This is a genomic window from Pseudomonas sp. AGC41 (assembly GCF_057334555.1).
Map to the genome: position 1 here is coordinate 62,859 of NZ_JBHFJB010000083.1, position 1,861 is coordinate 64,719.

The 1,861-nt window shown below is 60.7% G+C and carries 3 protein-coding genes; 1 reads left to right on the forward strand and 2 read right to left on the reverse strand.

Annotated elements, in window-relative coordinates:
* Nucleotides 1-34: 34 nt before the first annotated feature.
* Nucleotides 35-934: a D-hexose-6-phosphate mutarotase gene (locus ACE04F_RS15190; protein ID WP_486107906.1), complete on the reverse strand. Its 900-nt coding sequence runs from the start codon at nucleotides 932-934 to the stop codon at nucleotides 35-37.
* 57 nt (nucleotides 935-991) lie between these two features.
* Nucleotides 992-1,396: an acyl-CoA thioesterase gene (locus tag ACE04F_RS15195; protein WP_003177184.1), complete on the reverse strand. Its 405-nt coding sequence runs from the start codon at nucleotides 1,394-1,396 to the stop codon at nucleotides 992-994.
* Nucleotides 1,397-1,771: 375 nt separating this feature from the next.
* On the opposite strand from ACE04F_RS15195, the gene ACE04F_RS15200 reads away from it, so the two are divergent.
* Nucleotides 1,772-1,861: hypothetical protein (locus ACE04F_RS15200; RefSeq protein WP_486107921.1), on the forward strand; the 90-nt coding region annotated here is incomplete at its 3' end.

Genomic DNA, 1,861 nt, shown 5'->3' on the forward strand with positions numbered 1-1,861 from the left:
AAGCTCGCTCCCACAGTGGTTTTAATGGCTTGGTTTAGAGCGGTTTGCTGCGAATGCTCACGCCCAGGGTATGGCTGGCATCCGGCGACAACGTCACCACATCATCCATCACATTGGCCGTCTCGATGCACAGCATGCGTTGCCAGCCGTCGTCGGCCATGTCGCTGAAGGCCTTGGCCCGTTCTGTCCAGGGGTTCCAGATAACCGCCGAGCGCGAGCCGCTGCTGGTCAGTTCGATGCGTCGCTGCCAATGCGCGTCGACGATGCTCAGCGTCGGCGGCGTATCGAGATAGATCCGGTCGGTTTCGCCGGAAAAATGCAGGTCGCCGGCCTGGGTATGGACGTTCCAGTCATCCAGGGTCTCGATGTAGCGCAAGCCATCCACTGCGTCGACATGCACGTTGCGCACGTCGCTGACCGCGAAATAGCTGTGCAGCGCCTGGCTCAGGCTGACGGTTTCGCTGCCACGGTTATGGCTGGTGAGGTGGATGTGCAGTTGCTCGTCCATCACGATGGTCAAGGTCAGGTCGACCTGATGGGGCCAGCCGGACAAACCGTTCTCGGGGTAGGGCAGCACGAATTCGATCTTCAGGCGTTCGCCCTCGGCTTCGATGCCCTTGAGCTCCCAATCCATCGCCCGCACCAGGCCGTGGGCGGTGGCCGGTTCATTGCTGACGCGCATGGCCTGGACGCTGTCGGGGTTGCGCGTCAGGTTGCCGAACCACGGCCAGCACACCGGCACGCCGGCACGGATGCTCTTGCCGGTCTTGAACGTGGCCTGGTCGTTGAGCCAGATCAGCGGCGGCTGGCCGTCTACCTGATAGCTGAGAATGTGCGCGCCTTGCTGGGCCACGAGCAACTCGGCCTGACCGTGGCGGATGCGCCAACCGTTCAGTTCATCCAGTTTGACGGCTTCGACGTTAGGCGTTGGCATGCTGCAAATCTCGTTCGGGAACATGGACTGCAATGGACCGCAAAACGGCCGCCGCGTTTAACGCGCCCGAGGTGGAACCGAGCGGGTACGACCACTGCCATCGATGGCGACGAATACGAACACCGCTTCGGTGACCTTGCGCCATTCGCTGGACAACGGGTCGTCGCTCCAGACTTCGACCATCATCTGGATCGAGCTCCGGCCGATTTCCAGGGCCTGGGTATAGAACGACAATTGCGCACCCACTGCCACGGGCACCAGGAACGCCATGCGATCGATTGCCACGGTGGCTACGCGTCCGCCGGCAACCTTGCTGGCCATCGCGGTGCCGGCCAGGTCCATCTGGGACACCAGCCAACCGCCGAAAATATCGCCGAAGCCGTTGGTCTCTCGGGGAAGCGCGGTGATTTGCAGGGCCAGATCGCCCTGCGGGATTGGATCTTCTTGTTCGAGCTCTATCATGCCGGGGGTGCCTCTGACCCGTAACGCTGTCTTGTACTTCAGGTGAGTAGCCGTCCTTAAAAAAACGATTCAGCCCGAACATGCTGCGTTCGTCACGTTTTTCGTCAAGGCGTGCCAAAGGGAAACTCTGCGAAACCGGCTGATCTCGTATTGCGCCACCAACGACGTTTTCGCACAGCAACCCCTTACAGAGTGTTGCAAGGTTGCGAGTATATCGGGCGATAGTCGTCGAGACGACCACCCGGTTCTGATTTCGACTGTCAATTACGCGCTTCTATGTGCTTTTTCGAACAATTTGCTATCGTGCCGAACCTGCCCGGGCGTCCGTTGAGCGCTGTCGGGGCCGCAGAACCGACTATAAGAGAAGCCCTTGCCATGACCACTGCGCCTTCGAGCACGGCGACACCCGCACAACCCGCCCGTCCGCTGACCCGTAACGACTACAAGACCCTGTCGCGTTCTGCC